At 68.7% G+C, this 25,714-nt stretch carries 18 protein-coding genes; 7 read left to right on the top strand and 11 right to left on the bottom strand.

Annotated elements, in window-relative coordinates; translation table 11 throughout:
* Nucleotides 1-10 precede the first annotated feature (10 nt).
* Nucleotides 11-1,654: a phosphoglucomutase (alpha-D-glucose-1,6-bisphosphate-dependent) gene (gene pgm / locus ACFYOS_RS18700; protein ID WP_387142714.1), complete on the top strand. Its 1,644-nt coding sequence runs from the start codon at nt 11-13 to the stop codon at nt 1,652-1,654.
* Nucleotides 1,655-1,690: 36 nt separating this feature from the next.
* On the opposite strand, the gene ACFYOS_RS18695 is transcribed toward pgm, so the two are convergent.
* From ACFYOS_RS18695 to ACFYOS_RS18685, 3 genes are all read right to left on the bottom strand, one after another.
* Nucleotides 1,691-2,587 (bottom strand): NAD(+)/NADH kinase, encoded by an 897-nt coding sequence (locus ACFYOS_RS18695; protein WP_387142803.1) that lies wholly within the window; start codon nt 2,585-2,587, stop codon nt 1,691-1,693.
* A 79-nt stretch (nt 2,588-2,666) separates the two neighbouring features.
* Complete coding sequence (locus ACFYOS_RS18690; protein WP_387142711.1) at nt 2,667-4,562, bottom strand: polysaccharide biosynthesis protein; 1,896 nt, start codon at nt 4,560-4,562, stop codon at nt 2,667-2,669.
* A gap of 540 nt (nt 4,563-5,102) precedes the next feature.
* Nucleotides 5,103-6,449, bottom strand: coding sequence for a UDP-glucose dehydrogenase family protein (locus ACFYOS_RS18685; RefSeq protein ID WP_387142800.1), 1,347 nt, complete (start codon nt 6,447-6,449; stop codon nt 5,103-5,105).
* 505 nt (nt 6,450-6,954) lie between these two features.
* Here ACFYOS_RS18685 and ACFYOS_RS18680 point away from each other — a divergent pair.
* The 3 genes from ACFYOS_RS18680 to ACFYOS_RS18670 all read left to right on the top strand — a co-directional run bounded on the left by ACFYOS_RS18680 (nt 6,955) and on the right by ACFYOS_RS18670 (nt 9,810).
* Complete coding sequence (locus ACFYOS_RS18680) at nt 6,955-8,247, top strand: glycosyltransferase family 4 protein (protein WP_387142708.1); 1,293 nt, start codon at nt 6,955-6,957, stop codon at nt 8,245-8,247.
* Nucleotide 8,248: 1 nt separating this feature from the next.
* Nucleotides 8,249-9,499 (top strand): hypothetical protein, encoded by a 1,251-nt coding sequence (locus tag ACFYOS_RS18675; protein ID WP_387142705.1) that lies wholly within the window; start codon nt 8,249-8,251, stop codon nt 9,497-9,499.
* Nucleotides 9,500-9,600: 101 nt separating this feature from the next.
* Entirely contained in the window at nt 9,601-9,810 is a 210-nt protein-coding gene (locus ACFYOS_RS18670; protein WP_387142702.1) for a sugar transferase, read from the top strand.
* A gap of 53 nt (nt 9,811-9,863) precedes the next feature.
* On the opposite strand, the gene wecB is transcribed toward ACFYOS_RS18670, so the two are convergent.
* On the bottom strand, nt 9,864-10,943 hold the full coding sequence (wecB, locus tag ACFYOS_RS18665; RefSeq protein WP_387142699.1) for a non-hydrolyzing UDP-N-acetylglucosamine 2-epimerase: 1,080 nt from the start codon (nt 10,941-10,943) through the stop codon (nt 9,864-9,866).
* Nucleotides 10,944-11,155: 212 nt separating this feature from the next.
* Here wecB and ACFYOS_RS18660 point away from each other — a divergent pair, with 212 nt between their 5' ends.
* The 3 genes from ACFYOS_RS18660 to ACFYOS_RS18650 all read left to right on the top strand — a co-directional run bounded on the left by ACFYOS_RS18660 (nt 11,156) and on the right by ACFYOS_RS18650 (nt 16,028).
* Nucleotides 11,156-13,288: a bi-domain-containing oxidoreductase gene (locus ACFYOS_RS18660; RefSeq protein ID WP_387142696.1), complete on the top strand. Its 2,133-nt coding sequence runs from the start codon at nt 11,156-11,158 to the stop codon at nt 13,286-13,288.
* Nucleotides 13,289-13,472: 184 nt separating this feature from the next.
* Entirely contained in the window at nt 13,473-14,759 is a 1,287-nt protein-coding gene (locus ACFYOS_RS18655) for a hypothetical protein (protein ID WP_387142693.1), read from the top strand.
* A gap of 66 nt (nt 14,760-14,825) precedes the next feature.
* Nucleotides 14,826-16,028 (top strand): glycosyltransferase, encoded by a 1,203-nt coding sequence (locus ACFYOS_RS18650; RefSeq protein ID WP_387142690.1) that lies wholly within the window; start codon nt 14,826-14,828, stop codon nt 16,026-16,028.
* A gap of 228 nt (nt 16,029-16,256) precedes the next feature.
* Here ACFYOS_RS18650 and ACFYOS_RS18645 read toward each other — a convergent pair whose 3' ends face one another.
* The 7 genes from ACFYOS_RS18645 to ACFYOS_RS18615 all read right to left on the bottom strand — a co-directional run bounded on the left by ACFYOS_RS18645 (nt 16,257) and on the right by ACFYOS_RS18615 (nt 25,389).
* Nucleotides 16,257-16,859, bottom strand: a complete 603-nt coding sequence (locus ACFYOS_RS18645) for a DUF1989 domain-containing protein (RefSeq protein ID WP_387142687.1) — start codon at nt 16,857-16,859, stop codon at nt 16,257-16,259.
* Nucleotides 16,859-17,710 carry a guanitoxin biosynthesis heme-dependent pre-guanitoxin N-hydroxylase GntA gene (gene gntA / locus ACFYOS_RS18640; RefSeq protein ID WP_387142684.1) on the bottom strand — a complete coding sequence of 284 codons (852 nt, stop codon included), beginning with the start codon at nt 17,708-17,710 and terminating at the stop codon, nt 16,859-16,861. Before gntA ends, ACFYOS_RS18645 begins: the two co-directional genes overlap by 1 nt.
* A gap of 433 nt (nt 17,711-18,143) precedes the next feature.
* Nucleotides 18,144-19,952, bottom strand: coding sequence for an ABC transporter ATP-binding protein (locus ACFYOS_RS18635; RefSeq protein ID WP_387142681.1), 1,809 nt, complete (start codon nt 19,950-19,952; stop codon nt 18,144-18,146).
* Nucleotides 19,946-21,130 (bottom strand): glycosyltransferase family 4 protein, encoded by a 1,185-nt coding sequence (locus ACFYOS_RS18630; RefSeq protein ID WP_387142678.1) that lies wholly within the window; start codon nt 21,128-21,130, stop codon nt 19,946-19,948. The genes ACFYOS_RS18635 and ACFYOS_RS18630 overlap by 7 nt, the downstream gene beginning before the upstream one ends.
* Nucleotides 21,127-23,124 (bottom strand): heparinase II/III family protein, encoded by a 1,998-nt coding sequence (locus tag ACFYOS_RS18625; protein ID WP_387142675.1) that lies wholly within the window; start codon nt 23,122-23,124, stop codon nt 21,127-21,129. The genes ACFYOS_RS18630 and ACFYOS_RS18625 overlap by 4 nt, the downstream gene beginning before the upstream one ends.
* A gap of 185 nt (nt 23,125-23,309) precedes the next feature.
* Nucleotides 23,310-24,572 carry a nucleotide sugar dehydrogenase gene (locus ACFYOS_RS18620; RefSeq protein ID WP_387142672.1) on the bottom strand — a complete coding sequence of 421 codons (1,263 nt, stop codon included), beginning with the start codon at nt 24,570-24,572 and terminating at the stop codon, nt 23,310-23,312.
* Nucleotides 24,573-24,726: 154 nt separating this feature from the next.
* On the bottom strand, nt 24,727-25,389 hold the full coding sequence (locus tag ACFYOS_RS18615; protein ID WP_387142669.1) for a sugar transferase: 663 nt from the start codon (nt 25,387-25,389) through the stop codon (nt 24,727-24,729).
* Between the last annotated feature and the right edge of the window lie 325 nt (nt 25,390-25,714).

Raw genomic sequence — 25,714 nt, 5'->3', positions numbered from 1 at the left:
GGATCCCGTCGTGGCCCACCCCCGTGCCGGCCAGCCCGCCGAGCCCGCCGACCTGGTCGACGTACCCCGGCTGGTCACCGCCTACTACGCCGAGCACCCGGATCCGGCCGACCCGGCGCAGCAGGTCTCCTTCGGCACCTCCGGGCACCGCGGGTCCAGCCTGAAGAACGCCTTCAACGAGGACCACATTCTCGCCGTCACCCAGGCGCTCTGCGACTACCGGCACGAGCGGGGCCTGGACGGCCCGCTCTTCCTCGCCCGGGACACCCACGCGCTCTCCGCCCCGGCGGAGGTCAGCGCGTTGGAGGTGCTCGCCGCCAACGACGTCACCGTGCTACGGGACAGCCGCGACGGCTACACCCCCACCCCGGCGCTGTCGCACGCCATCCTCACCCACAACCGGGGGCGGACCGCCGGCCTCGCCGACGGAATCGTCATCACCCCGTCGCACAACCCCCCGGACGACGGCGGTTTCAAGTACAACCCCACCCACGGCGGGCCCGCCGACACCGACGCCACGAAGTGGATCCAGGACCGCGCGAACGCCATCCTCGCCGCCGGGCTCAAGGAGGTGAAGCGCGTCCCGTACGCGCGCGCCCGCGCCGCCGACACCACCGGGGCGTACGACTTCCTCGGCCGGTACGTCGACGACCTGCCCGCGGTGCTGGACATCGCCGCCATCCGCGACGCCGGGGTGCGCATCGGCGCCGACCCGATGGGTGGGGCGAGCGTGGCGTACTGGGGGGAGATCGCCGAACGGCACCGGCTCGACCTCACCGTGATCAACCCGAACGTCGACCCGACCTGGCGGTTCATGACCCTCGACGGGGATGGCAAGATCCGGATGGACTGCTCCTCGCCGAACGCGATGGCCTCGCTGATCGCCGCCCGCGACAAGTTCCAGGTCTCCACCGGCAACGACGCCGACGCCGACCGGCACGGCATCGTCACCCCCGACGGTGGCCTGATGAACCCCAACCAATACCTGGCGGTGGCGATCGGCCACCTGTTCCGGACCCGGGACCAGTGGGGGCCGGCCGCGGCGGTCGGCAAGACCCTGGTCTCCTCCTCCATGATCGACCGGGTCGCCGAGGACCTGGGCCGCCCGCTGCTGGAGGTGCCGGTCGGCTTCAAATGGTTCGTGCCCGGCCTGCTCGACGGGGCGGTCGGCTTCGGCGGCGAGGAGAGCGCGGGCGCCTCCTTCCTCCGCCGGGACGGCGGCACCTGGACCACCGACAAGGACGGCATCCTGCTCTGCCTGCTCGCCTCGGAGATCATCGCCACCACCGGCAGGACCCCGAGCCAGCACTGGACCGAGCTGGCCGAGCGCTTCGGCGCGCCCGCGTACGCCCGGATCGACGCCCCGGCCAGCCGGGAGCAGAAGGCGGTGCTGGCCAAGCTGTCGCCCGAGCAGGTGGGCGCGTCCGAGCTGGCCGGCGAGCCGATCACCGCCATCCTCACCACCGCCCCGGGCAACGGCGCGTCGATCGGCGGGCTGAAGGTGACCACCGCGTCGGGCTGGTTCGCCGCCCGGCCGTCCGGCACCGAGGACGTCTACAAGATCTACGCCGAGTCGTTCCACGGGCCGGAGCACCTGGCCCGGATCCAGGAGGAGGCGAAGGCCCTGGTCGACGGCGTGCTGTCGAAGGCCTGAGCAGGGCGGCGCCGGATCTTCCGGGCGGCGGCCCGGTCAGCAGGGCGGCGGCAGCTCGCGCTGCTGCCGAAGCTCGTCGGGGAGCAGCTCGCGGAGCTGGTCGGGGAGGAACGGCAGGTCGAGCAGGCTCAGCTTGAGCTGGTTGCGCTCCCGGTAGCGACCCGGGTCGAAGCGGACCACCAGGCCGGCGTCCCGGCGATAGCTGATGTCCACGGCCCCCTCGGTCGCCGCGTCCCGGATCACCAGCCCGTCCATCTCGACGGCAACCGCCGCCGAGTTGGGCTGAAGCTCCAGCCGGATGCTCTCCTCCGGCGCGAGCACCACCGACCGGGAGATGCCGGCCATCGGCGCCGACGGGGTCACCACCACCGCGTCCGCCGCCGGGGAGACCAGCGGGCCGCCCGCCGCGTAGCTGTACGCCGTCGAGCCGGTCGGCGTGCTGATCACGAGGGCGTCGCAGCGGTAGTAGCCGTATCGCTGGCCGTCCACGGCGAGGCTGGCGGTGACGAAGCCGGAGCCGGGCTGGCGGACCAGCGCGACGTCGTTGAAGGCCACCACGTCGTCCCCGCACACGTCGCAGGCCAGACAGGCGTGCGATTCGACGGTGAAGTCGTGCGCGACGAGCCGGTCGAGCGCCGTCGGCAGGTCCGGCGGCTCGACCTCCACGAGGAACCCGAGCCGGCCCAGGTGCACTCCCAGCACCGGCTTCGGGTTGCGGACGGCCGAGCGCAGTGCGCCCAGCATGGTGCCGTCCCCGCCGATGCTGATCAGCGCGTCCGCGCGACCGGCCACCTCGCTCACCGGGACCGGCTCGACGCTGGGCGGCACCCGGTGCGCGTCCTCCGCACGCACCATCAGCGTCTTGCGGTGGCGCGACGCCCACCGTTCGATGATCCCGACCACCTCGGAGACGTCCCGGGTGGGGTGCAGCATCAGACCCAGCCCCGCCACCCGTACAGCTCACCACAGGGACGGGCCGCCCGGGGGGCGTACCGGAAGGTGCACCCACCGCTCACAGCGGCGGCGGGGCAGAGGTTTCGGCCGACCGGCTGTGCGGCACCAGCGCGGCCGACGGTAGCTGGCTCGGCAGATCACAGAGCGCGGCCAGCTGTGCGATCAGCTTCTCCGGTTCGTCGGCGGGGTCGAGGGAATTGACCTCGATGGGGTCGAGTGCGGGCACGGTGACGTGCGAGATCAGCGGATGCAGCGGCCGGACATCGGCCTCGCCGGTGCCGAAGAGCTCCTCGTGGAGCTTCTCCCCGGGCCGCAGCCCGGTGTAGACGATCTGTGCGGGGCCGGGGGCCTGGGCCGCGAGTTGCCGGGCGACATCGTCGATGCGAACGGGTTTGCCCATGTCGAGTACGAGCGCCTCGCCGTCCCGGCCGATCGCGGCGGCCTGGAGCACCAGGCGCACCGCCTCCTGGACAGTCATCAGGTAGCGGGTCACCTCTGGGTCGGTGACCGTGATCGGCTGCCCGGCCTCGATCTGCGCCCGGAACGCGGTGACGACCGACCCGCGGCTGCCCAGCACGTTGCCGAAGCGGACGCTGAGGAAGGTCCCGGGGAAGTTGGCCGCGGCGTGCGCGGTGAGCCGTTCGGTGATCCGCTTGCAATAGCCGAGCACGCTGATCGGGTCCGCCGCCTTGTCGGTGGAGATGTTGACGAACTTCGCCACCCCCCGGCACGCCTCCAGGACCGCCAGGGTGCCCCAGACGTTGGTCTGCACGGCCTCGCCGGGGTGCTGTTGCAGCAGCGGCAGGTGCTTGAGTGCGGCGGCGTGGAAGACGATGTCCGGCCGGCGTTCAGCCATGATCCGGGCGAGCCGCTCGGCGTCACGCACGTCGGCGAGGATCAGGTCGGAGCTGTCCAGCAGCGCCCGGCCGGAGAGCGACAGCTGGAGGCTGTGCAACGCGGACTCGTCCCGGTCGAGCATCATCAGTTCGCGGGGGTTGGCGCGGGCGATCTGCCGGCAGAGTTCGGAGCCGATCGAGCCGCCGGCGCCGGTCACCAGCACCCGGCGACCGGCGATCTCCGAGTCGGCGCTCGTGATGTCACCCACGACGTGCCGGCGGCCGAGCAGGTCGTTGATGTTCACGTCGCGTACGTCGGCCACGCTGATCCGGTGATCGACCAGCTCGCGTACGGGGGGAAGAACCTTGAGGGCGGCCCCGGCCGCCAGGGCGGCGGTACGGACCTCGCTGATCAGTCCGGCGTCGGCGTTGGCCGCCGAGAAGATGAGGGTGGTCGCCCCGGTCCGTGCGACCGCGGCGGCGATGTCCCGGCGCCCGCCGAGCATCGGCACCCCGTCGATGCGCAGCTGTTGCTTCTCCGGGTCGTCGTCCAGCAGGCCGACCGGCAGGTACCGGCCCCGGGGGTCGCTCACCATGGCGCGTAGCAGGGACTGCCCGGCCGAGCCCAACCCGAAGAGCAGCACCGGAGTCGCGGAGTGGCTACTCGGGCGCAGGGCGCGGTCGCGGCGGTGGCGGTACGCCGTGCGGATGGACAGCATGATGAGCAGGGCCACCGCCGCGCCCACCGGCGGAGTGCTGGCAGGCACCGGTCGCTCCGCCATGGGGAGGACGGCCAGCAGCATGATCGCCACGGTGCAGGCGGCGGTGCCGGCCAACGCTCGCACCTCGTGCAGGCTGCCGACCGGGTGTCGCCCCCAGTACCGGCGCCGGAGCAGGGCCATGGCGGAATGCAGTCCGGCGGCGGCCAGCCCGGCACCGATGGCTCGGGTGATCTGGCCGGTGGTGAGGTCGAATTCGTATCTGGTCCAGACTGCTGCGGTGAATCCGCCGATCCACGCCGCGGTATCGCTGGCGAGCAGTGCCGCGGTGCGGCGCCGGATCTCCTTCCGCCGGTCGGTTGCGTGGGTGTGGGTCGGCGCGGCCGCGCTGAGCTGCATCGATGGCTCCCGAGTGCTGGTTTGCTATGCCTGGCGGGCTTTGGTCCTCTTCGTCAGGTAAGAACTATTTAGCCCGCTTTACGGCCCTGTCATGATGCTTTCGCTGTCTTTAGCTCGTTGGATCCCTTTTGCGCCGCTTGTGGCGCGAGAGGCCGTAGCCCGGGGCACGGGGACGCGGTGCCCGGTCAGCGCCCAACTCCTGGTCGCGTGCCCTCGTCCGACGGGGACCGGCCGATCAGGACGCAGGTCGCGGATGTTGTTGGCCATTCCGGCGGAGGGCGATGCTGTTCCAGCAGTTCGGCCAGGTCGACGGGGGCTGGCGATCGGCAAGCCTGCCTGCCCTCGGCTTGCGGAACAGTTCGGTGAGGAAGTCGAAGGCGCACCGGCGCCCCCGCGCCGTAGGGTTCCACGCCGCGAGGTGGGGCCCGGTCGAGGATGGTCCGGACCACCTCGACGACTCCCGGGTGGGGTGGAACATGAGCCCGAGCCGAATGCGGCTCAGCGGCGAGGTCACCCAACCGGCCCCGCCCGGGGGTGGAGTCAGGGTCGGCCCATGCCGCGGTACTCCCAGCCGGCCTGGATCCACAGTGTCGGGTCAAGGCAGTTGCGGCCGTCGATGATGCGGCGGTTGGTGACGAGCGTGCCGAGGGCGTGGGGATCGGCGTTGCGGAAGTCGGCCCATTCGGTGAGGACGCAGACGAGGTCGGCATCGCGGACGACGTCGGTCATGGTGGGTGCGTAGGTGAGATCGGGTTGTGCGCGGCGGGCGTTGTGCATGCCCTGGGGGTCGTAGACGTGCACGTATGCGCCGGCTTTGGCCAGCAGGGCGGCCACGGCCAGGGCGGGGGCGTCGCGCACGTCATCGGAGTTGGGCTTGAATGTGGCGCCGAGCACGGCAATGCGGGTACCGGACAGGTCGGGACCAGCGGGCCCGCTGCGGCAGGCGAGCAGGTCGGCGGCGAGTTGCAGGACGCGGGTACGCCGGCGTTGGTTGATCAGGTCGACCTCATGGAGGAAGCGGAGCGCTTCGCCGGCGCCGAGTTCCTGGGCGCGCGCTTGGAAGGCACGGATGTCCTTGGGGAGGCAGCCTCCGCCGAAGCCGACGCCGGCTTGCAGGAAACGGTTGCCGATGCGGGGGTCGTAGCCGAGGGCGCGGGCGAGCTGGGTGACGTCGCCGCCGGCGACTTCGCAGACCTCGGCCATGGCGTTGATGAACGAGACCTTGGTGGCGAGGAAGGCGTTGGCGGCGACCTTGACCAACTCGGCGGTGGCGAAGTCGGTGACCACGACGGGGAGTTCGCGGTCTTCGGTGGCGGCCAGGTCGAGCACGCCCTTGTGGGCGGCGTAGTGCATGCGGCTGGCCCACTCGCTGTTGACGCCGACTACTATGCGATTGGGTCGCAGGACGTCTTCGACGGCGAAGCCCTCCTGCAGGAATTCAGGGCTCCAGGCCACCTCGACGCCCAGTTCGGCGGGGGCGTGTTTCCCGACGAGTTGTTCGACCCATTCGGCGGTGCCGACCGGCACGGTGGACTTTCCGACGATGAGCGCCTTGCGGGTCAGATGCCGCGCCAGGCCGGTGACCACGGCTTCGATATGGGACAGGTCGGCACCCATGCCGTCGACGCGTTGCGGGGTGCCCACGCAGATGAAGTGCACGTCGCCGAAGTCGGCGGTCTCTGCCAGGTTGGTGCAGAACCGTAGTCGCCCGGCGGCCAGGTTGCGCTTGAGTAGTTCGTCCAGGCCGGGCTCGTGGAACGGCACCTCGCCATCGGCCAGTCTGGCGATCTTGTCGATGTCGACGTCAAAGCCGATCACCTCGTAGCCCAGCTCAGCGAAGCAGATCGCGTACGTCGTGCCGAGGTATCCGGTGCCGAGGAAGGCCAACCGGGGACGCGGGGCACCCGACGGCGGGGTGACCGCCGCGGCGTCGGCCGGCGGCGTATGGCGCTGGTAGGTCACGGTCAGGCCTCCGTGGCAAGCCGTTGTCGGGTCCCGGTGCGCCCGCAGTGACGTGGGGCGTACGGCTGTGGTGGGTGGCATCTGAGGCTCCAATGAGCTCTCTCGTGGTTGCGTTCACCCGGCGGTGCGACACGTTGGGACTTCCGAACCGCGGGGGTAATACATACTTAGCCACCGCGATCAGGATAAGACGCTTGTTTCACGTTTTTCGGTGGAAAGTCCACCACCGAGATGGGCAGGGGCGGCCGCGTGTCCCAGTGCTGAGTCGGTCGTTGACCGAGGTGCAGCCTTGGCGGGAGCCGGGCCCGGCTGCCTTCGCGTCCGTAGACGCCGCGGGTCCTGTGCGACTCCCGGCCGCCGATGTCGCTGGCGGCCGATCCTCGCCCCGTCGCCACCGCAACAGCGCGTCTGTCGAGAGAGTGGTAGTTACGTGATTCTGGACCGCACCCTGGGGGCGTCCCAGGGACGGGGGACGGCGCCGCAGCGGCGACGCGTGGCCCTCGTCACATCTGGTTTCCGTATCGGGGGCGGGGTACCCGCCGTTGCCCGGTGGCTGGCCGCCAACCTCGCGGCGACCGGGGCGTACGTGGTCGACATCCACGACCTGGCGACCTCCAGCCGTGATCCGTCGAGTCGTCGCCTGCTGGCCCCCACTTCCTGGGCGCGGTCGAGTCTGTTGAGGCTGGACGTCGAGGACCCCGCGGTGCGCCACTGGGGCGCGAACGCCGTCGAGGTGGAGGCCATGCGCTACCGGCCTCGACGTGAGCTGACCGCCGCGCTGCGCGGCTACGACCTGGTCCAGGTGGTCTCCGGCTCACCGGCCTTGGCGTTCGCCGTGTTGCCCGCCGAAGTGCCGATCGCGGTGCAATCGGCGAGCCCGGTCGTCTGGGAGCGCGCATCCCGCCAGGCCGCCTGGCCCATGCCGGTGCGCCGCTGGCGTCAGCTGATGACCAGCGCCACCACTCGGTTCGAGCGAGTGGCGTTGCGTGCTGTCGACGCCGTGCTCGTCGAGAACGCCGCGATGCTGGATTACGTGATGTCACTTGGGCAGCGGCACGTGGTCAAGGCTCCGCCGGGGGTGGACACCGACACGTTTTCGCCGGCGCCGTCCGGCTGGCGTGGCGACGGTCACCTGCTGTCTGTGTGCCGGTTGGGCGAGCCACGCAAGGGCCTCGACCTGATGATCCGCGCCTACGCGCGGATGGTGGCGACGGACGGAGCTGTCCCACCCCTGGTACTCGCCGGCCGGGGCACTCCGGCGCCGATCATCCCCGCCCTGGTGCGACAGCTTGGGCTGGAGTCCCGGGTCACCGTCCGTTCCGACGTCGCCCTCACCGAACTGGTCGAGTTGTACCGGGCCGCCTCGGTCTTTCTCCAGACGTCCTACGAGGAGGGCTTGGGCATATCGGTGCTGGAGGCGATGGCGTGCGGCCTCCCGGTGGTTTCGACCGACACCCACGGTACCCGGGAGACGATCGTCGACGGGGTCACCGGCTGGCTCGTGCCGCTGGCCAAGCTCGACGACGTGCCGGATCTCTTCGCTGAGAGGGTGCTGGCGGTGCTGGCCGGGGAGGGACGGGAACTGGGCATCAACGGCCGGAGCCGGTGCATGGCGGAGTTCTCCTCCCGAGCCGCCATCGATCGGTTTGTCGCCGTCTACGACGGGCTTCTCGGGCCGTCGTCAACCACACCACTCCCGGCCGGTCACGGACAGCATGACTGAGATGACGGAACCGGCCACGACGGCCACGTTGACCAAGTCCCAGTCTCTGCCGCTCGCGCTGCTGCGGCACTATCCAGCCACCGCGCTGCTCCTGGCGCCCTATGCCGTTCTGATCGTTCCGATGGCAGTGATCAACCACAACCCCGAGACCGGGTTCATCCTGCGGCTGCTGGCGCTGGCGATGGCGGGTGCGACGACGGTGGAGACCGCCGCGCTGCTGATCTGGGGCCGGAAGACCTGGCGTAAGGGTGCAATTTCCACCCGGACGGACCATCCGCACATCTTCCTGATCGCCCGGCTGGTCGCGATTGTCAGCATGATCGCCGATGTCGTCGGGACGACGGCCGGGCGGGGCACCATCGTCACCCAGGTGACCGGCAAGGTCGCGGCGTCCCCCGTGGCCGGCGCCAGCGCGCTCGTGGCGGGCTGGAGTTACGTCGCGTTCGCGCTGCTCCTATTCAGTTTCCTGAGCGGACGCGCCCGTCCCGGAGCCTTCTACCGCTGGACGCTGGCGCTCATCGGAGTGCAGGTCTACCTGGTGTTCCTCACCGCGAGATCCGCACCGCTCATCGGCTACCTGACGTTCGTCTTCGCCGCGGGGTTGATACTTGGTGCCATCAGGTTTCGCTACGTCGTCGTCGCCACGGCGCTGCTCTTCCTCGTCTGGCCGACGATCTTCACTGCCCGGAACGAGGTCCGGGTCGCGAACGGCATCGCTGTGTCCGACAAGTCCGCCACCGACCGGCTGCGGTTCGATACCCAGGTCACCCGGGCCAGCGGCATTGACGTTCCCGTTGACGTCGGTCAGCCAGGAATTGCAGACCTTCCCCGGTACGGCCTCGTGCCGAGGATCCTGGACCCGGAGCGGCCACTCATCTCCACCGGAGCGAAGATCAATCAATACTTCGGCGGCAGCGCCACGTCGTCATTCACGTTCCTCACGCTGGGGACCGTGTACTTCCTCGACGGACCGATCGCGGTCATCGTCTACTGCGGACTGTGGGCACTTGTGGTCGCCAGCCTGCTCTCGGTGGGACGAGGACCGGGCCCCATCCGGCTTTGCCTGTTGTGCCTGGTCATCGCCGGTCCCCTGGTCTGGATAAGCACATACCCCGACACGGTGATCGGGCTGCTCCAGTACACCGTGTCGGCATCCCCCGTGTTCCTGGCGATCATGCTGTCCAAACGCGAGAAGAGCACCGAGCAGCATCGGGCACCCGCACTAGATCCGCACCTGGCGCTTCGCGTCTGACGTCGCCGACCGGATCCGATATGCCGGTGATGCCGGATCGCCGATCGCGAGTGAGATTGAAAGATCGCCGATGCGGCCAGCCATTCGTCGATCAGGGCCCCGTGCGGCACGAGGTCCAGAGCGGTGATCGCGGGGTGCGCCGCCAAGTGCGCCGGCGAAGCCAGCTGCCGTGGGAGGGCAAGTTCGCCTACGACGTCGAGTACGTCGACCGCCGCAGCCTCGGCCTGGACCTGCCCATTCTCGTTGAGACGGTGTTCGTCGTGCTGCGGCGCGAAGGTATCGGCGCGCAAGGCAGCGCACCGAGTTCCTGAGCGCCTACCCGTTGGTGCTGGTCGGGCCGCCGGAGCGTGGGGACGGGCTCTGGCTACCTGAGCACACCCGCGATGATGTCCGCGATGCGCTCGCCGGCCTTGCCGTCCCACAACGGCGGGGTACACGCAGCGGGTCGCTCCGCATCTAGCGTGGTTGTCACGGCCTCGGCAAGCGCCGCCCGGGTGACGAGGCGGTTGGTGCCGTGGGTGATCGTGACCGGGCGCTCGGTGTTGGGCCGCAGCGTCAGGCACGGCACCCCTAGCACCGTCGTCTCCTCCTGTACCCCGCCGGAGTCGGTGACGACGACCGCCGCGCCGCGTACCAGGCTGACGAACTCGATGTAACCCAGCGGCTCGACCACGCGTAGCGCGCGGTGCGAGAGCAGGCCCGCGTCCTCGAGGTGGCGCCGGCCGCGCGGGTGCAGCGGCAGGACGACCGGGAGCTGGTCGGCCACCGCGTGCATCGCCTTGACCAGGTCGATCACGCCGGCGGGATCGTCGACGTTGGCCGGGCGGTGCAGCGTCGCCACGATGTAGCGGTCGGGCAGCGAGAGAGCGGCGCGGATAGCGGCGACGTCGAAGCGGTCGGGGTTGTCCAGGAGCGTGTCGATCATCGGGTTGCCGACGAAGTGGATCTTTTCTGCCGCGATCCCCTCGTTGCCGAGATGTGCCACGGCGTCGGCACTTGTCGCGAGCAGTAGATCGGACACGTGGTCGACGACGATGCGGTTGACCTCTTCGGGCATCGACCGGTCGAAGCTGCGCAGGCCGGCCTCGACGTGCGCGACGGGGATCCCCAGCTTTGTCGCGACGAGGGCTGCGGCGAGTGCGGAATTGACGTCGCCATACACGACCGTGAGTGCCGGGCGGGTCGCGGCCATCAGTTCGTCCAGGCCGGCCATGATGCCAGCGGTCTGGCACGCATGGCTTCCCGATCCCACGCCGAGGTTGATGTCGGGCTCGGGCAGGCGCAGCTGGCGGAAGAAGACCTCCGACATCCGCTCGTCGTAGTGCTGTCCGGTGTGGACGAGCAATTGCCGGAGGCCGTGACGGTCGAGCGCCCGGATCACCGGCGCTGCCTTGGGGAAGTTCGGGCGTGCGCCCGCGACGTGCAGGACAGCGGTGGCAGACATGTGTCTCCTCGTGGCACTCCGGGTTGACCAGCTGGGCAATGTACTAATAGTACAAGTTATCCGTTGAGGGCCTTCTGATCCCATAGAATCCCGATTGACCGATACGCCGCGGCGCGGCCGCCCTGGTGCGCCGCCAGCCGCATACCCGACGTTCTCCGCGAAGGCAGGCACGCCCAGTGAAGCAAGTTGTCCAGTCGGTATCCGGCGGCGAGTTGAAGGTCGCCGAGGTACCGCAGCCCGAGCCCGGCGCCACCGAGGTGCTCGTCGCCACGCGCAGGTCCCTGCTGTCCGCGGGAACCGAGCGCGCCGTGCGTGAGCTTGCCTCGGCGAGCTTGCTGCGCAAGGCCCGAGCGCGGCCGGATCTGGTCCGCCAGGTCGTGGGCAAGGCGCGGACCGAGGGCGTCCGCTCGACGCTCGCCGCCGTGCGCAACCGGCTCGACGAGGACATGCCGCTCGGGTACAGCGCCTCGGGTGTCGTCGTCGCCGCCGGGGCCGCGACCGATGGCATTCGGCCCGGGATGCGCGTGGCCACGGCATCGGCGGGGCACTCGGAATATCAGGCAGTGCCCGGTCTGCTCGCGGTGCCAGTCCCAGAGGCGGTATCAGATCAGGCTGCCGCGTTCGGCGCCGTTGCGGCCATCGCGCTGCAGGGGCTGCGTCAGGCCGAGGTGGGTGTGGGCAGCTCCGTCGCGGTCCTTGGCCTCGGCCTCGTCGGGCAACTGACGGTACGCCTGGCGCTCGCCTCCGGTCTCAACGTCATCGGCATCGACCTGCGTGACTGGACGGCGGAATTGGCCCGAGGCGCGGGCGCGGTCGGTCTGGTCGAGGCCGGCGCGCCGACCACCGAACAGATCATCGAGATCACCCGTGGCCGCGGCGTCGACGCGATCCTGGTCACGGCGGCGACGCGGTCGTCGGAGCCGGTCGCGCGGGCTACCGAGATCGCCCGCGATCGCGGCCGGCTGGTCGTCGTCGGTGACGTCGGGCTGGAGCTCGACCGCCGGAAGTTCTACGAGCGGGAACTGGATCTTCGGTTCGCGCGCAGCTACGGTCCCGGCCGCTACGACCGCACCTACGAGGAATGGGGCGTCGACTATCCGATCGGCCACGTGCGCTGGACTGCGCGGCGCAACATCGAGGCGTACCTCGACCTGGTGGCCAGTGGTCGGGTCACGGTCGATGACCTGGTCACTCATGTCTTCGCCGTGGAGGACGCGACGGCGGCGTACGACGTGCTGGACTCCGACCGACGTTCGCTCGCCGTGCAGCTCAGCTACGCGGCGCCGGCGCAGCCGTGCCGCAGCGCGATCACGATCCGGCCGCGCCGCAGCTCGCCGCGGCTGCGGGCGGGGCTGATCGGCGCCGGGAACTACGCCAGGGCGACGTTCCTGCCCGCGCTCAAAGCGGCCGGCTGGGCGGACGATCTCGCCGCCGTCACCTCCGCCAAGGGCCTGTCGGCGACCCACCTCGCGCAGCGCAACGACATCGCTGCCGTGGTGCCGACCGTCGACGACCTGCTGACCCGCGACGACGTCGACGTGGTGTTCATCCTCAGCCGCCACGACTCTCACGCCCGCCTGGTCGTGCAGGCGCTCGACGCCGGCAAGCACGTGTTCGTCGAGAAGCCGATCGCGCTGACGCAGGACGAGCTCGATGAGGTCACGGCCGCCTATGACCGCAACTCGGGCCACCTGTTCGCCGGCTTCAACCGCCGGCACGCGCCCATGGTGGTACGCGCGAGGAAGGTCCTGGCCGCCGGATCCGGGCCGCTGACCGTCGCCTACCGGGTCAACGCCGGGTCGCTACCCCACTCGCACTGGTACCACGACCGGTGCCAGGGCGGCCGCGTCTGCGGCGAGGTGTGCCACTTCATCGACCTCGCGTCGTGGCTCATTGGGGAGCAGCCGAGCGTCGTTCACGCACACGGCAGCGGTCGCGGCGAAACGGCGCTGGAAGAGGACGTGAGCGTGCTGCTCGGGTACCCGGACGGGTCCACGGCGACCATCACGTACTGCACGGGCGGGCACCGGCGTACCCCGAAGGAACGCGTGGAAGTGCTCGGCCGCGGGCACAGCGTGGTGATCGACGACTTCCGGCGCCTGGAGATCGACGGCGTGGAGGTAAAGCGCGTACCGGTGGGCAAGGGACACCAGGAACTGCTCGCCCACGTGCGCACGGCGATCGCCGGGGACGCGCCCGACCAACCGGAGCTCGAAGCATCGTTCGGTACGACGAAGGCCGCGCTGTCGGTGGTTGCCGCCTTGGCCGGCATCCAGGTGAACCCGTCGCGCCTGCTGACGCAGGTGGACCCTGCGAACGCCGTGGGCGCCGGGTTCAGCTCATGAACGCGCAAGCGCGGCTGAACTCAAGCCGGGCGAAGGATGTGTTGTGACTAATCGGAATGACATCTACTTCCGGCTTCCGGCAATGGCCCAGAATATACTGATGTCAGTTGCTGGCGTGGGAGTGAACAGAAAGAGGTATGGAGGGCTCTTCGATCGGCGCCTTGCCGAGTACGAGGAGCGAGACATGTGGGACCCGGAGCGGATGTCAACATTCCGCAAAAAGAGGCGAGCTGCTGTCCTGGAACATGCCTCCCGTACCCCGTACTACAAGAGTGTTTTCGAACGGATGGGCGCAACATGGCGTGACCTGGTCGACGACAGCGCCTTCATTGAAATACCCTTGACGCACAAAAGCGATGTGCGTGACCGTCCGAACGATTTCCTTGCTCGACCGCGGGTGAAGGGCGACAGCATCGTCCGGACTTCCGGCACAACAGGATCATCCCTGGCTATATTCAAGGACGCCAACGCGATCGCGGAGATGTGGGCTGTTTGGTGGCGCTACAGGCATTGGCATGGGATCACGAGAGGCACCTGGTGCGCCTTCTTTAGCGGCCGGCGCTTCATGGGAGAGGGCCAGGGCGCGCCGTACTGGAGAACGAATTACCCGGGCCGTGAAGTGCGTTTCAGTGGACACCATATATCGCCAGCTACCGTGCAGTGTTACGTTGACAGGCTCAATCGGTCGCGATTGCCGTGGATTCACGGCTTTCCGTCAGTCATAGCGAGTTTGGCAAGATGCATGCTGGAGAGAGGCCTGGGTCTTGATTACCAGCCTCTCGTGCTCACCGTTGGTGGCGAGAATCTAACGCCTTGGCAGCTGAAGAGTATCCAGGATGCATTCGGTGTGACACCAGTCCAACATTACGGTCTCGCGGAACAGGTCGCCAATATCTCTGAATGTGTCGAAGGGCGGCTGCATGTCGATGAAGACTTCGCCGAGGTTGAGTTGATCAATCAGGGTGGTGGGTTGTCTCAGATTGTTGGCACGCCGTACGGCAACGGGGCAACTGTGTTGCTGCGATACGCTACTGGTGATCTTGCGGTCGCTGACAAGGATCACTGCACTTGCGGGCGGGCGGGAAGGCTTGTCGCGTCTATAGACGGCCGACAATATGACGTCATTGTCCTTCCCGATGGTCGGTTTGCCGCGCCAGCTGCCGCTTTCATACCTGCCCTCGGACTGGCGGAGGCGCAGGTTGTTCAGCACGAGAACGGCAGCCTGACCGTGAGATACGTGCCGTCTGTCGGATGGTCGGCAGGCTCTTTGGAGGCGCTGGACCACTCACTTCGCAACTTTGTCGGGCAGGCGATGGAGGTCAACTACGTCCGAGTTGACGAAGTACAACGGACACCGACCGGGAAGGTCCGTTTCGCGATATCAGAGTTGCGCGGCAACGAGCGGGCCAATCAGGTGAGCCCATCCCCATCGCTGGAGGAACGGGGACCGGCCATCCCCTCACAGTCGTGATCGTTTTCCAAGGAGGCCCGGATGCCAGAGCCTGACCGGACTGGGGCGGTTCGCGTAGGCGTGTTCGTGGGCTACTTCGTGCCCGCGTACCGCGCCGGCGGACCCATCCGCAGCGTTTCGGCGATCACTGCCGCTCGCGACTCGGATATCACGTATACGGTTTTCACGCGCGACCGGGACGCCGGTGACGCAGAACCGTTCCCCGTCGCGCGATCGGGGGAGATTGTCGAGTTCCGGCGCCGGCACGTGATGTATGTCGATCTCAGTAGACGCTTGGCGTATCTTCGCGCGATGCGCCGTTTCATGCGGCTGGGCCATGACGTGTACTACTTCAACAGTCTGTGGAACCGGGAGTTCACCATGGTTCCGCTGACGCTCATGTGCCTTGGCCTGGTCGCGCGCCGGCCGGTGCTGCTCGCGCCAAGGGGCGAACTGCTGTCCGGCGCGCTCGGGCTCAAGACGCGGCGCAAACGGGTGGGGCTCCTCGTCTTGCGGCTCCTGCTGGCCAGGCTCGGGGCGACCATCCATTGCACCTCGACCGATGAGATGGACAGCATCAGAAGGTGGCTGCCCGGCCGCCCGGTCGAGCTGGTTTCCGTCGCGTTCGAACCCGAGGAGTGCCTCGTCGCCAAACAGTCCGGCGAAACTGCGGCGCCATCCGGCGCACTGCGGGTCTGCTATTTTTCGCGCATTGGCCCAAAGAAGAACCTCGCGGGCACGATAGCCGCCGTGGGTAGGGTGGCCGAGCCCGTACACCTGCGCGTGATCGGCCCCGTATCGGATCGGGCGTACTACCACCATTGCCAGGAGTTGGCCGCGCGGCTGCCACGGCACGTCCGCGTGGAGTTCGTGGGTTCGGTACGGCATGAGGACGTGGCCGAGGCGCTGTCCTGGGCGCACGTGTTCTTCCTTCCGACCAGCGGGGAGAATTTCGGCCACGCGATCCGGGAGGCCATGGCCGCGGGGTTGTGCCCGGTGATCTCCGACGCGACGCCGTGGACCGATCTCGCGCGCCAGGCCGGCGGCGTCGCCCTGTCCTGGTCCGACACGGACGGGTTCGCAGCGTACCTGTCGCTTCTCGCGCGCATGTCGCCGCAAGAGCTGCGCGCGTTGCGGACCAGGGTGCTCGATGCGTACCAAGCCTGGCTGGGCAGCCAGGTTTCCAGCGGGGCGCTCATGGATGACCTGTTCGCGCGCCTTGCGGGCAGGGCGGTGGCGCCAATGGTGGCGGCAGGCGGTATTGGCGAGCGGCAGACCGAGCGCGCATGACAGACCCGCGGCCGAGCTCCGCAGCCGTCCGAGCCGCCTCTGCATCCCGGTCACGTGCTCGGCGTCGCGGCGCTGGTTGATGGCCAGCCAGATCAGGGCCCAGCTGCGCCGACGCGGCGTCGCCGCGACGATCCCGAGCACGCCGGCCATCGCGGTAGTTCCGCCCGGTCCAGGGCCCCTACCGAGGGTCTTCGGCCAGCAGCGTACTCGCGGTTCACCGCGGATCGTCTAATGGTCCACAGTGAAATCGATAGGCTTCAGGGCTCCGTTGTTGGAGTTCTCGGCCGAGCAGGCCGTCAGTGCCACAACGAGATCGGACTCGGCGCGCAGCAGAATGTGATCCCCTGGCCGACTCATCGGGGGCCCGAGCAGCATCTTCCCAGTACTGCTGTCGTAGACAACATTCATGAAGATGTTGAAGGTTACGCCGATGTGGTCAACGGCCACCCCGTACATGGCCAAGGCGTCCGCGATGTTCTCGTGGCAGCTCGGGTGATAGCCCTCATGGTCCGGATAGAGGAGGTCGAAGGTCTGCTGAGAGCAGGGAGTGAGGGTGAAGTCGTGCCTGCCCACAGCGTCTTCGATGATCCGTAGCATCGGTTGGCTGCGATTGCTGTAGAGCACGTCACCGGTGGTAAGCCATAGCTTCTCGGCGTAGTCCAGGCTGCGGCCGGACGAGAGGTGCTCCGCTCGATCATCGGCCGATACGGCGTACAGGTCGCTGACCTGTTCTCCGGTCGGATCGATGACCCGGAGATATGCCCCGGCCGGTAGCTCGAACGCTGTGCCGGTCTGGGGCGCGAGACGCTGGGTGGTGGTGGTATCCGTCATCAGTCTGCTCCATTCGGAAAAGCGGCGCCGGCCGTGCTCGTGGCGGGTGCGGCGAAGGGACATTGCCAGTCGGCTTCGACCTCACGCCCCGCGTACTGTCGCGCTTCAGGGGCCTCGCCGAACTGCGTGAGCATGGGATTGGGGCGGCCCTGCAGACGTCCGTCCTTGGCGCGAATAGTCCGGCTGACCCGATCCATCTGCCCCTGCTGTCGCAGGGCGTCGAACTGTGCGTGCAGGTTGAAGACCAGCGTGAGGGCTGGAGCGGTTCGCGCGATGCGGGATGCCTTTGGATGCATACCGACCACAAAGAAAGCCTGACCGGAGACGCTGAAGGAAAATCGCGGGTCATCCGGATCCATCGAAACAGCTGGATCCCAAGGCCACCTCCGCCTGTCCCACTCGTGCACGAAACTCAAGTGACGCCACAGCAAGCGTTCGAAGTCGGCCTCATCGTCGACCATCGGACGTTCATACATCGAGATGAACGTTGCGAACGGTTCCTGCGGCGTGCGACGGGCCGCGTAGCTCTGCACGAACCACTCGAGATCCGTGGCAAGGCAACGGGCCGATTCTTCTGCCCCCAGCTCCTCGTACACAGCAAAGGCGTAGTTGTCGGCGCGCATCGCCGATGCCCCCATCACGCACGGGTACGCACTGCTCAGGACCGCGGCTCGAAACTTGTCATGGAGCAGTCGGGTGCGTGCGTGGGCGGGGCGGCCGTCGCTGATCCGGCACAACCGGCGCCCTTGGACGGTGAACACGCCGTGGGCCACGGGTACCGCGTCCGTAGGTGGAATCTCTGCCGCCACCCACCCGGCGGCCGGCTCCACCATCAGCTCGGGGCGGGTCACCGTCCCATCACCCTGGCGCCGGAGTAGTTGATCCCAGACCACCTGTGCACCTGTTCCCGCGGGAGGCAGTGGTCGCGCCGTCACGACCTACCGTTCCAGGTAGCCGTAGGTGTGCCGCCGAGCGAGTCTGTCTCGGAAAGGTCGGTCGCCAACGCATTCTGGAGGGCGATGTCGGACCAAAGATCACCGCCACCATTGGTATTCCCAACCGCTCCGAACCAGTCCATATTGCACACAGGCGCTCCCGTTGAATCTGATTATGAACGTTTATCTGATTCATAGCTATGAAAACTCGGCCAGGCCCATACTAGAGAAGTGCCGGCGGACTGAAAGGCTGACTGACACAAATTGCGCGGACCGATATTGCTGCGGCAGGCGAAGGCGTTGGCCGACGGCCAGGAGGATAGCCGCGAAGATCGTTAGACGCCCGCCTTCACAGATCGACGGGAACAGGCGTGCTGAGATCCGGCGGATCCGGTTGGCCCGCCGGTTGCGCGTCGGGGCCTCGGCCGTTGGTGACGCGTCCCCGGTCGAGGACCAAGCGGGTGTCGCACCGCTGGACCGTGCTCAACCGGTGCGCGATGACAAATACCGTGATCTTGCCATACAGCTTCTCGATGGTCTCGACGATCTGCTTCTCCGTATCGGTGTCGAGCGCGGCCGTGGCCTCATCGAGGACCAGCACGTCCGGCTGCACGTACAAGGCCCGCGCGATCCCGATGCGTTGCCGCTGCCCCCCCGAGAGCCGGACGCCGTCCTCGCCGAGCACGCTGTCGAAGCCGTCGGGCATCGCGAGTACGGTGTCGAGCAGTTGCGCCTGCGCTATCGCGCGCTCGACGGCCACGTCGTCGATCTCCTCGTCGTCGAGCCCGAGCGCGACGTTGCGGCGTACCGTGTCATCAATGATCACCGTGTCCTGCGGGACGTACCCGATGCGGGCGCGCCAGCCGTGCACCCGCTCGGACGTGATCTTGACGCCGTCGACGTAGATGCCGCCGCAGGCGGGTTGCAGCAGTCCCAGCAGGACATCCACCAGCGTCGTCTTCCCCGATCCGGACGGGCCGACGATGCCGACGGACTCGCCGATCGCGACGGTGAGATTGATCGAGTCGAGTGCGGGGGTGGCCGCGGCCGGGTAGCGGTAGGTCAGGTCGCGAAACTCGATGCACCGTTCGAACGCGACCGGCTGCAGGTCGCCGTGCGCGGCCGATCTCTCGATGTCGTTCTCCGCCGCGGCGAGATCCTTCTCCACCTGGTCGAGGCTTCCCATGCCCACCCGAACCAGGTTGACCATCGCGAGGACGCGTTGCACCGACGGCAGGAGCCGCATCGACCCGGCGAGGATGACCCCGACGGACGCGAGTACGTCCGCGCCGCCCAGGATCGCCGTGCCGGCGGCCACCGCCATCACCAGCAGCACCACGGATTCCAGGTAGTACCGCGACAGGTTGGAGATGAAGAACAGCCCGCGAAGCGCGTAAGCGTGCTCGCTGCGTGCCGTCTCGAACCGCCGCACCACGGTGCCGCGCCGGCCCAGGGTGGTGAGCATCTTCACCGCGCGCAAGCCCTCCTGGACGAGGCGCTGGTCGCGCGACATCAGCCGCTCGTCGTCGACCCCCATCCGCCGCGCCCACCGGCGCACCAGGAACAGGTACATCACCATCGCGCCGCCGAGCGCGCTGATCGACACGAGCGCGGTCACCGGTTCCATGACCAGCAGCGCCGTAGCCAGGCCGAGGATCAGCGACGCGTCGACGATGATCGTGGTACCGGGAAGCAGGACGCGGGCTGTCAGCCACCGGACCGACAGGATGACGGTGCGAATCTGGTCGGCCGAGTGGTGTTGCAGGTGGAACTCGTAGCTGGTGCCCATGAACCTGCGGAAGAGCTTGGCCGACAGCGTCGCCTCGGCGCGGGCCAACAGCCCGGCCTGCCACCACGCGAGCGCGCAAGCCGCGACACCGCGCGCGATGAGCAGCGTGACGGCGACGCCGCCCACGGTCGCCACGAAGTCGGTGAGGTCCTGCGGGTGGGCGACGCGGCGGGCCAGTCCCACCAGGGTGCTCGGTCCGGCGTCGTGCAGCAGCTGCGGTGCCGCGAGCACCTGGACGGACGCGGCGAGCGCCACGAAGCCGGCCAGTTCGAGCAGGGTCACCGCGAGCGCGACGGGAATGCCCAGGATCAGCCCGCGCCGGGTACCTGGGTCGAGCAACCTGGCGGCGCGCCAGACGGCGGTCAGCATGGCGCCTCGCCTGCGCCGACCAGCGGGGCGAGCAGCTGCCAGAGGGCACGGGACATCGCCGTGCGCGACTGGTTCTCGCGTATCCACTGCCGGCCCGCCGCGCCCATCTTCGCCAACTCCTCCGGACTCGCCTGGGCCACCTGGCCGAGGCCATGGGCGAGGTTGCTCGGGGCGACCACGTACCCGGCGCCGGCACCCAGGACGAGATCGCCGACGATCCCCGGACTGTTGGTGACGATCGGCAACCCGGCGGCCATGTAATCGAAGACCTTGTTGGGGCTGACCCCGGCGCGGAACAGCTCGACGTCGGCGAGTACGTGCACACCGAGGTCGGCCGCGTGGAGAATGTCGGGGATCTCGGTCTTCGGTACCGGGTCGAGGAAGCGTACGTTGCGAATGCCGTGTGCCGCCGCCTGCAGGCGCGGCTTCTCCACACCCGACCCGACCAGCACGACGTCGAGGTCAGGCACCGCCTCGGCCGCGTCCAGGAGCAGGTCGAGCCCGTTGGCGGGGCCGTGCGCTCCCGCGTAGATGGCGGTCCGGCGGGTGAAGCCGTACCGCCGCCGCAGCTCGTCGCGAACGGTGCTGGGCACGAAGTCTTCCGGGTCGGCCCCGTTGGGGATGAAGGCGATCTTCTCTGGCGCGGCGCCCTTGCCAGCGACCGCGGCCCGGACGCCAGGCGCCATGATCACCACGTGATCGGCGTGCCGGTACAGGAACCGCTCCAGGCGCTCCAGCGCTCGGTACGCCAACGATCTTTCCGAAAGCTTTCCCATGTCGACGAGCACGCGCGGCCACAGGTCCCGGATCTCCAGGACGAACGGCACGCGCCGGACCGCCGCCACGAGCCAGCCGGAGAGGCCGGCCAGCAGGTGCGGCGAGGACGCGTACACGACATCGGGGCGGGGTTGCCGCAGGCCCGCCGCCGTGGCGGTCACCGCGTAGCTGGCCCAGTTGACCACCCGGCCCAGACCGTTGCCCTGGTACGGCGTCACGGCGACCGGATGGAATCCCGGCTCTGCCTGCTGCGGCAGCCCGGTCACCATGTTGCGGCGACCCGCGAGGACCACGTATGACCACCCAGGTAGCCGGCTGAACAGCTCGACGTGCCGGGTACCGCCCGGATAGCCCCGGGGCACGGCGAAGTGGTTGAAGACGAGGACCCTGTGTTGCGTCATTGCGGCGCTCTCACGTGATGGACTTCTCCCGACGCGATGTTGGTGACGACGAGGCACGCGCCGGCGCGATCCCAATTCACCTCGAACCGGAGACCGTCGAGCGCGGTCGGTTCGGTCGGCGATCCGGGTACCGTCCCGATCCCCCAGACCGCGGTGTCGGCCCGGCTCTCGGCCGTGATCCACGTCGCCGGCTCCCAGTGCCCGTACGTGCGGCTGTGCCAGCCCGCGAACGGCGTCTTCTGCCCGCGCGCCGCCGTATGTCCGTCCAGCCCGAACACATCGAGGGTGCTCTCGCCGGCCACGAGGGTGTTGTCCACCACCGTGACGTCCGGATGCAGCGGGATGGTCAGCGACCAGCACTTTGCGGTGCCCGGCGGGTCGGCGAACTCGACGATCGCCACGTAATCGGTGGCCACGACGACGGCGCGGCCGACGCGCACCGGTCGCTGGCCGCGCGCGTACGCGTCGTGCCAGCCGAAGAGGATGGTGCGGTCCGGCAACACGAGCGGCGGGCCCAGGTATCCGCGCGCGGTGTTGAGCCACCGGAACGCGCGATGCGGCACGAGTTGGTCGCGCCCGTCCGGCCGGCGTACCGGATGGGCGGCGGAGGTTCGCAGCCCGTTCCGTATCTCCAGCGGGCCGTTGTACGCACCGGTGCCGGGGTCGGCGATCACCCACCTGCCGCCGTGCTTGATCCATACCGAGGTCAGGTCGGCGTGCCCGTGCGAAGGCCCGCTGTCCACCTTGAACCACACGCGCCATGGCCCGCGCTCGACGCGTGCGATGCCCCCGGAGGTCGGCCGGGTATAGGTGATCGGCGCGGCCGCCCCAGGCGCGGCCTCCTTCGGCGGCACGGGCGCATACCACGCCAGTTCGTCGAAGTCCGCATACCACCGCGGTGGCACTCGCTCGCCGGACAGCACCAGGCCGAGCGCGACCGACCCGGCCACATCGAGCGGGTCGCCGGATGACGCGAGCAGGCGCCCCTCGTCCCAGTCGCCGTACTGAGGCAGGTCGCCGTCGAATACGCCAAGCCGAGTCAGGTGCAGGCTGGCCGCGTGGAGGTCACGTCGCACGTCGGCCGGCGCGTCCCCGAGCATCACCCGCACGATGAGCATCTCGAGGACGAAGCGGTGGTACGACAGCGAGTCCTCGATCATCCGGCCGTCGGGGGCCATGTGCCGGCGCAACTGGGCCGAGAACATCCTCTCGCCGGTGCGCGCCCACCACCCCGCCCGCCGCGCGGTGGGAAACAGGCGCGACAACACGATCAACCCGAGCGCGTCGCCGAGCATGTGGTTGTTGCGCATGCTGCTCACCGTGTACGGCAGCTCGACCACGAGGTGCCGGGCGCTGGCCAGCAGCAGCCGCTCCATGGTGGTCACCAAGTCGCGGGGGAGCCGCTCGCCGGCCAGCGCCAGGATCTGGTTCCAGGCAATCGCGCGCAGGGCAAGTTCGAGGCTCGAGTACCAGTTCACGCCCTGCTCCGGCGGTGACTGCTCGCACCAGGACCGCAGCAGGCCGGTGAGCTCGTCCAGCCACGGTCCGGCGGGGTCGAGGCGGGCCGCGCGCGCCAGGACGACCAGGTCACGGTGGCGTGCCGCCTCCCAGACGTGCTTCACGTCCGACAGCCGTGCCTCGGAACGGATGTCGATCCGCCACCACGGCTCGCGCGCCGGCCATTGCCGCCCCGTCAGCGGGTCGGTGCACCATGGCGCCGATACGCCCGTCGGCACCCGGCGCCCGAAGACGCGTAGCCCCTGTCGCAGCACACCCCGGGCGTCGTCGAGGCACCGTTGCCCCGCCTCGTCGCCGGTGGGCAGCGTGTTGGTCAGCGGCACCGGCGTCGCCGGGTGGTGCCAGTGCGTCCGGCCGCGAAACAGGACGGCGTGGAATCCGCCGCGCTTCGATGCCTCGTACGCCGCGCGCAGCGGCGCCGACAGGCCCAAGGCGCGCGTGTCTGCGGCGATCGTGCGCAGACCGGTGTTTCCCATCGACTTCCCTCCGGGTACGGCGACCGTGGCGATCGCCCGGTGTCTTCGGCGGCTGCGCCTGTCCGATTTCACGCATATTTGGACGTACGGGTGCTAGTTGTCCGCCCGGGCCCGGCCTGCCGTCACCGGCTGCCCGGGCGTGGCTGGTTCGGCGGGCCAAGCTCCAGTGGGCCGGTCCGCCACGGTCAGAGCTGCTCGACGTTGTCGCCTCGGCAGCGATCGCGGGCGTCGAAGACGTAGGGCGCGCAGTCCACGACCAGGTCGTAGTCGAGGCAGTCGTGGTCGGTGACCACCACCGTCGCGTCTGCGGTCCGCAGCTCGCGTTCGGTCAGGTCGACCACCGCGACGCCGTCAGGAATGTGGTGCGGCTCGGCGTACGGCTCGACGGCGCGAACCTGGGCGCCGAGCAACTGGAGCCGGCGGATGATCTCGATGGCCGGGGAGTCGCGCATGTCGCCGGTGTTCTTCTTGTACGCCAGACCGAGCACCAGCAGCTGGGACCCGTTGACGGCCCGGCCCTGCCGGTTGAGCCCAGTCATGATCCGCTGTACTACGTGCCCGGGCATTTCGTGGTTGATGTCGTTGGCCAGTTCCACAAACCGGAACTGCCGGCCGAGGGTTCGTTTCACCTGCCAGGACAGGTAGCAGGGGTCGATCGGCAGGCAGTGCCCGCCGACGCCCGGGCCCGGCCGAAACGACATGAAACCGAACGGCTTGGTCGCTGCGGCGTCGATCGCCTGCCACACGTCGATGCCGAGTTCGTGCGACAGTACCGCCACCTCGTTGATCAGGGCGATGTTGACCTGACGGAACGTGTTTTCGATCAGCTTGGTGAGCTCTGCCACCCGGGTCGAGTCGACCGGGACGGTCCGCTGGACGATCCGCCGGTAGAACGCTTCCACCCGATGCAACGCCGCGGCGTCCATCCCGGACACCACCTTCGGCGTGTTTTCCAGCCGCCACGTCGGATTGCCCGGATCGATGCGTTCCGGGCTGTATCCCAGGTGGAAGTCGCCCGGGCTCTGCAACCCACTGGCCGCCTCCAGCAGCGGGCGGAGCAGCTCCTCGGTGGTGCCCGGGTAGGTGGTCGACTCCAGGATCACCGTGCACCCGTGGCTGACGTGCGGGCCGAGTCTGGCGCCGGCCTGTTCGATGTAACTGACATCGGGGGTGCCGTCGCGCAGCGGTGTGGGAACGGTGATGACGCAGACGTCGAAGCCGGCGGCGTCCGCGTACTCGCTGGTGGGGTGGTAGTGACCGGCGTCCAAGGCTCGGCCGAGCCGGTCGGCGGGGATGTCCTCGACGAACGATTCGCCCGAGGTGAGTCGCTTGACGCGACTCTCGTCGAGGTCAATGCCGACTACATCGAACCCGGCCTCCACTCCCCTCATCGCCAGCGGGAGACCGACGTACCCCTGGCCAATGACGACCAGCTTCTCAACCCCCACTTTGCCCTCCAAACAGCGCGACGCGCGCAACTAGCAAGCTTACGTACATTCGTCTCAGACGACTCGATAACCGACAAAAACGGAACATTCACGTTGAGGGGCAGGGAAGCGCGGCAGGCGTCAGCCAGGCTCCGCCTGAAGCGGGCACCCAGGTTCACCAGGTCGCGTCACGAGAGGTGCCGCCATGGCTGGCATCTGCCAGCGACTGTGCGGTGCCCAAGAACTCGGGGGCGGTTGCGTGGCCGTCAGCCGTGATGCCGTCGCGACGCGCGACCTTGACCACCGTCTCCAGCAGGATGCGCAGATCGAGGCGGAGACACCGCCCGTCGACGTACCGCACGTCGTAGGCGAACTTCTCCTCCCAGCTCAGCGCGTTGCGACCGCGGACCTGGGCCAGTCCGGTCACGCCAGGACGCACCTCGTGGCGGCGCGCCTGCTCCGGGGTGTACCGGTCGAGGTACTGCACCAGGAGGGGGCGCGGTCCGACCAGACTCATGTCGCCCCGCAGCACGTTCCACAGCGTCGGCAGCTCGTCCAAACTGGTCTGGCGCAGCCACCTGCCCAGGCGGGTCAGTCGTTCGCCGTCACTGACCCGACCACGACCCGGCGGCTGCATCGTCCGGAACTTCCGCAGCTCGAACAACGCGCCGTAGCGTCCCGGCCTGCTCTGCCGGAAGAGCACGGGGCGGCCCATCGCCAGCGCAACCGCGACGCTCACACCCAGCAGGACCGGTGACAGGACCAGCAGCGCGAGACTGGCGACGAAGATGTCAAGTGCCCGCTTGAGCCGGTCGTGCGGATGGCGTTCAGTGACCACGATAGTGCTCCCCACAATTCAGTCGTCGCGTCAGCCATGTAGTCCGTTGGCGTCTGGGCATGGCTTCGCGCGGCAGCCGGGCGGAGCCCGACTTCCGAAATGTCGTCCGCGTTGCCCCGGCGACCCCGTAGTCACCGCGAGGCACGCCGCGCCGGACGGAAGCTCGTCGCAACCTGCCAATGCACTGCATCGGTGGTCGGGCCGATATGTCCGGTGCACGCGCGTATGTAACCGTATCGTGCCGTTCGACCGAATGTTGCCGAAATCGCCAAATCGTACTAATCCGGCGATCGCGTCGACGCGGTGCCGGAGGCACGCTCGACAT

This window comes from Micromonospora sp. NPDC005806, from assembly GCF_042871425.1.
In the GTDB taxonomy this organism is placed as follows: Bacteria; Actinomycetota; Actinomycetes; order Mycobacteriales; family Micromonosporaceae; genus Micromonospora.
This window is presented reverse-complemented; position numbering and strand designations above follow the sequence as displayed.